7 protein-coding genes are annotated in these 6572 nt (G+C 64.1%); all 7 read left to right on the top strand.

Annotated features, from left to right (window positions below; genetic code table 11):
- Nucleotides 1-207, top strand: a 207-nt coding sequence (locus tag FHD68_RS17000; protein WP_139086316.1) for a helix-turn-helix domain-containing protein, incomplete at its 5' end; no start/stop codon positions are given.
- 117 nt (nt 208-324) lie between these two features.
- Complete coding sequence (gene adh, locus FHD68_RS17005; protein WP_046000587.1) at nt 325-1851, top strand: aldehyde dehydrogenase; 1527 nt, start codon at nt 325-327, stop codon at nt 1849-1851.
- Between the two features lie 82 nt (nt 1852-1933).
- Nucleotides 1934-2989 carry a DNA topoisomerase IB gene (locus tag FHD68_RS17010; protein WP_127897587.1) on the top strand — a complete coding sequence of 352 codons (1056 nt, stop codon included), beginning with the start codon at nt 1934-1936 and terminating at the stop codon, nt 2987-2989.
- Nucleotides 2986-3315, top strand: a complete 330-nt coding sequence (locus FHD68_RS17015; protein WP_045982321.1) for a DUF779 domain-containing protein — start codon at nt 2986-2988, stop codon at nt 3313-3315. The genes FHD68_RS17010 and FHD68_RS17015 overlap by 4 nt, the downstream gene beginning before the upstream one ends.
- A 69-nt stretch (nt 3316-3384) precedes the next feature.
- Nucleotides 3385-4302, top strand: a complete 918-nt coding sequence (argC, locus tag FHD68_RS17020; protein ID WP_127897588.1) for an N-acetyl-gamma-glutamyl-phosphate reductase — start codon at nt 3385-3387, stop codon at nt 4300-4302.
- 148 nt (nt 4303-4450) lie between these two features.
- Nucleotides 4451-5680: a calcium-binding protein gene (locus tag FHD68_RS17025; protein WP_045982323.1), complete on the top strand. Its 1230-nt coding sequence runs from the start codon at nt 4451-4453 to the stop codon at nt 5678-5680.
- Between the two features lie 40 nt (nt 5681-5720).
- Nucleotides 5721-6518 (top strand): tyrosine-type recombinase/integrase, encoded by a 798-nt coding sequence (locus FHD68_RS17030; RefSeq protein ID WP_244297925.1) that lies wholly within the window; start codon nt 5721-5723, stop codon nt 6516-6518.
- The last annotated feature ends 54 nt before the right edge of the window (nt 6519-6572 follow it).

A 6572-nucleotide genomic window follows, 5' to 3' on the forward strand; every position in this document is an offset into this window, starting at 1 on the left:
CGCCCGGCGGCCGACCTGCTGGGCCGCCAGGACGACCTGACCGGGTTCGACCGGGCCGAACGCGCCGCCGTGATGCGCGCCCTGGCCCGCGCGCAGGGCAACGTGTCGGCAGCCGCACGCGCGCTTGGGATCGGGCGGGCGACGATGTACCGGCGCATGGCGCGCCTTGGGCTTGGTGAAAATCACGGGGGACTGTCTCACATGTGAGACAGCTTCTGCGCTGCGGCGTGGATCGGCGGTTGCGACGAATCACGTGCTGTCCGACGCTTTGCGCATACCCGGACCAGGAGATCCGGGGGCTGACATCCTGAGGAGGAGGAACCGATGCCGAACGACCAGACGCACGAATTCAAGGGCGTGGGCGTGATGCCCTTTGCCCGCCGCTATGACAACTTCATCGGTGGCGAATGGACGGCGCCCAAGTCGGGCCGCTACTTCACCAACACCACGCCCATCACCGGGGCCGAGATCGGCGAGATCGCCCGGTCCAATGCCGACGACATCGAGGCCGCGCTGGACGCGGCGCACAAGGCCAAGGGGGCTTGGGGCCGCACCTCGACCACCGATCGGTCCAACGCGCTGCTGAAGATCGCCGACCGGATGGAGGCGAACCTGGAGCTGCTGGCCACCGCCGAGACCTGGGACAACGGCAAGCCCATCCGCGAGACGATGGCCGCCGACCTGCCGCTGGCCATCGACCATTTCCGCTACTTCGCGGGCGTCCTGCGCGCGCAGGAGGGCGGCATTTCTGAAATCGACAACGACACGATCGCGTACCACTTCCACGAGCCCCTGGGCGTGGTGGGCCAGATCATCCCGTGGAACTTTCCGCTGCTGATGGCCTGTTGGAAGCTGGCGCCCGCGCTGGCCGCCGGCAACTGCGTGGTGCTGAAACCCGCGGAACAGACCCCGGCCACGATCATGGTCTTTGCCGAACTGATCGCAGACATCCTGCCGCCGGGCGTCCTGAACATCGTCAACGGTTTCGGCCTTGAGGCGGGCAAGCCGCTGGCGTCGAACCCGCGCATCTCCAAGATCGCCTTCACCGGGGAAACCACCACCGGCCGCCTGATCATGCAGTACGCGTCCGAGAACCTGATCCCGGTCACGCTGGAACTGGGTGGCAAGTCGCCCAACATCTTCATGGAGGATGTCTGCCGCGAGGACGACGACTTCTTCGACAAGGCGATCGAGGGTTTCGTGATGTTCGCGCTGAACCAGGGCGAGGTCTGCACCTGCCCGTCGCGCGCCCTGATCCACGAGAAGATTTATGATCAGTTCATGGAACGCGCGCTGAAGCGCGTCGAGGCCATCGTGCAGGGCGACCCGCGCGACAGCGCGACGATGATCGGCGCGCAGGCCTCGAGCGAGCAGAAGGAGAAGATCCTCTCCTACTTCGACATTGGTCGCAAGGAAGGCGCCGAGGTGCTGATCGGCGGCGAGGCCGCGGATCACGGCGGAGAGCTGTCGGGCGGGTTCTACATCAAGCCGACGGTGTTCAAGGGCCACAACAAGATGCGGGTCTTCCAGGAGGAGATCTTCGGCCCGGTCGTGTCCGTGACCACCTTCAAGGACCAGGACGAGGCGCTGTCGATCGCCAATGACACGCTGTACGGTCTGGGCGCGGGCCTGTGGTCGCGGGATGCGAACACCTGCTACCGCTTCGGTCGCGCGATCCAGGCGGGCCGGGTCTGGACCAACTGCTATCACGCCTATCCGGCCCACGCGGCCTTCGGCGGCTACAAGCAGTCGGGCATCGGGCGTGAAAACCACCGCATGATGCTGGACCACTATCAGCAGACCAAGAACATGCTGGTCAGCTACAGCCCCAAGAAGCTGGGCTTCTTCTAAGACCTTGCGGGCGGCCTTCGGGTCGCCCGCAACCCGCACCGATCCTGCGGCGTTGGGCCACACGCCACCTGCGGAGCGCGCCATGCCCAAGGACAGTATCATCGACCCCGAGGACGCCGCGATCAGCGCGGGCCTGACCTATGTGAACGACGACATGCCGGGCATCACGCGCCAGCGGTCGGGCAAGGGGTTTTCGTACAAGGGACCGGACGGGCGCACCATCACCGACAAGGCGGAACGCAAGCGGCTGGCGTCGCTGGCCATTCCGCCCGCCTATGTCGACGTCTGGATCTGCCCCGATCCGCGCGGCCACATCCAGGCGACCGGACGCGACGCCAAGGGCCGCAAGCAGTACCGGTATCACCCCGAATTCCGCGAGCTGCGCGACAGCAGCAAGTATGACCGCATGCTGGATTTCGCGCGCGGCCTGCCGCAGCTGCGCGCGCAGGTCGATGCCGACATGTCGCGCCGCGGCCTGCCGGTGGAAAAGGTGCTGGCGACCATCGTGTTCCTGCTGGAGAACACCATGATCCGCGTGGGCAACACCCGCTATGCGCGCGAGAACAAGTCGCACGGGCTGACCACGCTGCGGATGCGGCATGTCACGCTGGACGGCAATCAGGTCCGCTTCAAGTTCAAGGGCAAGTCGGGCAAGGAATGGAACCTAGGCCTGCGCGACCGCCGCATTGCCCGCATCATCCGTGCCGTGCAGGAGATCCCCGGCCAGCACCTGTTCCAGTATGTCGATGACGACGGAACCCGCCGCCAGGTCACCTCGACCGAGGTGAACGACTATCTGCGCCAGATCACCGGGCGGCAGGTCACCGCCAAGGATTTCCGAACCTGGACCGGCACGGTCCTGGCCGCCCTGGCATTGGCCGAATACGAGAAGGCCGACAGCGAAGCAGCCGCCAAGCGCAACGTGCGCGACGCCATCGAATCGGTTGCCGCGCGGCTTGGCAACACGCCCACCATCTGCCGCCAGTGCTATGTGCACCCCCAGATCATCGACGCCTATCTGGCCGACGAGTTGCGGTTGGAGCTGGCCGACACGATCGACGACACCCTGACCCAGACCGACCTGCGCCCCGAAGAGACGCAGGTCCTGCGGTTCCTCAAGAAGAGGCTGAAGACATGAGCACCGTCACCGCCACCCCCGCCGCGCTGGAACTGATCGCCGAGATCGTGGCCGATCACGGCCCGGTCCTGTTCCACCAGTCAGGCGGCTGCTGCGACGGGTCGTCGCCGATGTGCTATCCCCAAGGCGATTTCCGCGTGGGCGAACGCGACGTGCAGCTGGGAGAGATCGGCGGCGCGCCCTTCTACATCTCGGCCAGCCAGGCCGAGGCGTGGGCCCATACCGACCTGATCATCGACGTGGTGCCGGGGCGGGGCGGCATGTTCAGTCTGGACAACGGTCGCGAGAAGCGGTTCCTGACCCGATCCGAGATGTGCAGCATCTAGCGCCAAGCAGCGTTGTGACCAAGGCCGCGCTGCGCTAGACACGGGCGACACCTGCGAAAGGCTTGCCCCATGACCCACAGCGTCTTCATCGATGGCGAGGCCGGCACCACCGGCCTGCAGATCCGCGACCGCCTGCTGGGACGCGACGACATCCGCCTGGTCCAACTGGACCCCGCGATGCGCAAGGACCCGCAGGCCCGCGCCGACTGCTTTGCGCAGGCCGATGTCGCGATCCTGTGCCTGCCGGATGCCGCCGCGCGCGAGGCCGTGACCCTGACGGCCGACATGGACGTACGCCTGATCGACGCCTCGACCGCGCACCGGATCGATCCGGACTGGGTCTTCGGCTTTCCCGAACTGGCCCCCGAAATGCGCGAGCGCATCGCCGCCGCGCGGCTGGTCAGCAATCCGGGCTGCTATTCGACCGGCGCGATCGCCATCGTGGCCCCGCTGGTCGCTGCCGGCCTGGTCGACGAGACCGAGGCGCTGTCGATCAACGCCGTCAGCGGCTATACCGGCGGCGGCAAGGCAATGGTCGCGGATTTCGAGGCAGGCACCGCGCCCGTGCATTTCATCTATGGCCTGGATCAGCGCCACAAACACATCCCCGAGATCATGACCCATGGCGGCCTGCTGCTGCAGCCGGTCTTCGCGCCTTCGGTCGGGAATTTTGCCCAAGGCATGGCGGTCCAGCTGCCGCTGCAGCTGGATGACGACCGCAGCGTCGCGGCCCTGCACCAGGCGCTGGCCGATCATTACGCGAACGAGGCCTTCGTGCAGGTCGTGTCCGCCGACCAGATCGGCGCCCGCATCGACCCGACCGCGCTGAACGGCAGCAACGTGCTGCGCATCAGTGTGCATGGCGACGATGAGACCGGATGCGCCACGATCGTCGCGGTGCTGGACAACCTGGGCAAGGGCGCATCGGGCGCCGCGGTCCAGAACATGAACATCATGCTGTGCCTGCCCGAGGGCACCAGCCTCTGACGCCCCACGCCATCCTTGCGGAAACGTTAACGACGTTGCGCGATAGGTTTTGACGCCGGTCGTGCGACGTCGTTAATGAATGCCATTCTGTCCCCGCACATGAACGGGACAGAGTCGTTTTTCATGGTTTTTTTGCAAGGGGTTAACGATGGCGCGCGTACAAGCGTATTCCGGTTTCGACATCACGAATTTTGATCTCAGCGTATTGTATTACGATGCATTCAATGTCGAATTCTTTGACAATCTTTATTTCAATTATGACGGACAGCAGTTTGAGGACGTCTTGCTGGTCGATTATTACAGCGGCGGTTACGATTTTGCGACGATCTTCGGCGGCAGCGGTTTTCGTCAGACTGGTGAGGACATCACGGGTGGAACCGTCACTCTGATCGCCGGGGCCGCCGATATTGGCGGATATTACTACGATCAATGGCAGATCGATCAGCTGAGGGTGCCCTTGGCGGATATCTACAATGCCTCCCTGACATTCTCGCGTGTCGATGATCAGCGGATCATCGAACGGATGTTATCGGGCAACGACGTCTTCACCCTCAGCTTCGAGGACGACCGCGCTTTCGGGATGGCAGGCGACGACACGCTGTACGGCAATGGCGGCAACGACATCCTTGGCGGCGGGATCGGCCATGACGCGCTTTATGGCGGCGCCGGCCTGGACCGGGTGCTGATGGATGCGGGCAATGACGTGATCGACGGCGGTTCAGGCGTTGACACGGTCGTGCTGCAGGGCGCCACGGGCGGCCGCATCGATCTGGCGCTGACCGGGCGGCAGGACACCCGCCATGGCCTGGACATCATCCGCGGGGTCGAGAATGCCGAAGGCGGCGCCGGCCATGACGTGCTGCTGGGCAACGCGCAGGGCAACCTGATGCGTGGCAACGCGGGCAATGATCGGCTGGAAGGGCGCGCAGGCAACGACACGCTGGAGGGCGGGTTCGGCAATGACCGTCTGCATGGCGGGCAGGGGGCGGATCGGCTGGCGGGCGGAGCGGGCAACGACACCCTGATCGGCGGACAGGGGGCGGATCTGCTGACCGGGGGCGTCGGTGCGGATACGTTTGTCTTCGGGTCGATGGCCGACAGCCAGGGCGCCCAGACCGACCTGATCCTTGATTTCCGGCGCGGCAGCGATCGGATCGACCTGTCCGGCATTGATGCGGACTGGCGGACCCCCGGAAACCAGGCGTTCCACATGACCGACAGCTTCGAGCCCGGGCAGGGTGCACAATTGATGGTGCAGTATGTCCCGCAGACCAACGTGACGCGTGTGATGATGGATGCGAACGGAGATGGCCGCGTGGACGGGATGATCCGCCTGTCAGGCCAGCTGTCGCTGACCGAGGCGGATTTCATTCTGTAGATGGATGATCCGGATATGGTGGAGCCGAGGGACACCTGCATTGGGTCTCAGCCTGCCGCAATCCGAAAAAACAGCCAAGCAATTACAACAGATTATCTGGAGCGCCCGTAACATCATGTTGCGTCCAGTATCACGCATCAACTACGGTTTTCGATGGGTAGGCCGTGGGTGCGATATGCCGAAAGTAGTGCGTGAACTTTCCCCTATCGAGGTGAAGCGGCTGAAGCACCCGGGCAAGGGGCTAAATGCCATGCTCGCTGTCGGAGGGGTGTCGGGCCTATATCTCCAGATCACACCGTCCGGTGCGCGGAGCTGGATTTTGCGCACGACCGTCGGCACAAAGCGGCGCGACTTGGGCCTTGGCGCCTATCCCGAGGTTGGCCTCTCGCAGGCACGCGAGAGAGCCAGAGAGGCTAAGGATAAGGTTTGGCGCGGCATTGACCCTGTTGAGGAGCGGAAGGCGTCCAAGGCGGCAATGACGGCGCTGCAGAAGCGAGGAATGACGTTCGAGACCGCCTTTAATCAATATGCAGACGCCAGGTTGTCAGAGCTTGGAAGCGACGCGGACCGGATCCGATGGAAGTCGTCGATTGAGCGCTTCGTACTGCCACATATCGGCGACATGCTCGTGCATGAACTGGCTGTCCAGGACATGCTCCGCGTGCTTCAGCCTATCTGGCATGACAAGACAGAAACAGCATCTAGGGTTCGGTCCCGTATCGAAGCGATCCTGTCGTGGGCCACGGTAGGGGGCTATCGCACGGGCGACAATCCAGCCCTATGGCGCGGCAACCTCAACGCTTTGCTTCCCAAGCCCGCTAGAGCGCGTTGCGTTTAATCGGTTTCATATCCGGCGGCTTTGAAGAAATTGTAGCATTCCTCATCGGTGAAA

The organism is Paracoccus marcusii (assembly GCF_006151785.1).
GTDB classification, from domain to species: domain Bacteria; phylum Pseudomonadota; class Alphaproteobacteria; order Rhodobacterales; family Rhodobacteraceae; genus Paracoccus; species Paracoccus marcusii.

Bases quoted from the DNA above. Each gene is read 5' to 3' on its own strand.
- adh (WP_046000587.1), top strand. From the start codon at position 325: ATGCCGAACGACCAGACGCACGAATTCAAGGGCGTGGGCGTGATGCCC.
- FHD68_RS17025 (WP_045982323.1), top strand. From the start codon at position 4,451: ATGGCGCGCGTACAAGCGTATTCCGGTTTCGACATCACGAATTTTGAT.
- FHD68_RS17010 (WP_127897587.1), top strand. From the start codon at position 1,934: ATGCCCAAGGACAGTATCATCGACCCCGAGGACGCCGCGATCAGCGCG.
- FHD68_RS17015 (WP_045982321.1), top strand. From the start codon at position 2,986: ATGAGCACCGTCACCGCCACCCCCGCCGCGCTGGAACTGATCGCCGAG.
- argC (WP_127897588.1), top strand. From the start codon at position 3,385: ATGACCCACAGCGTCTTCATCGATGGCGAGGCCGGCACCACCGGCCTG.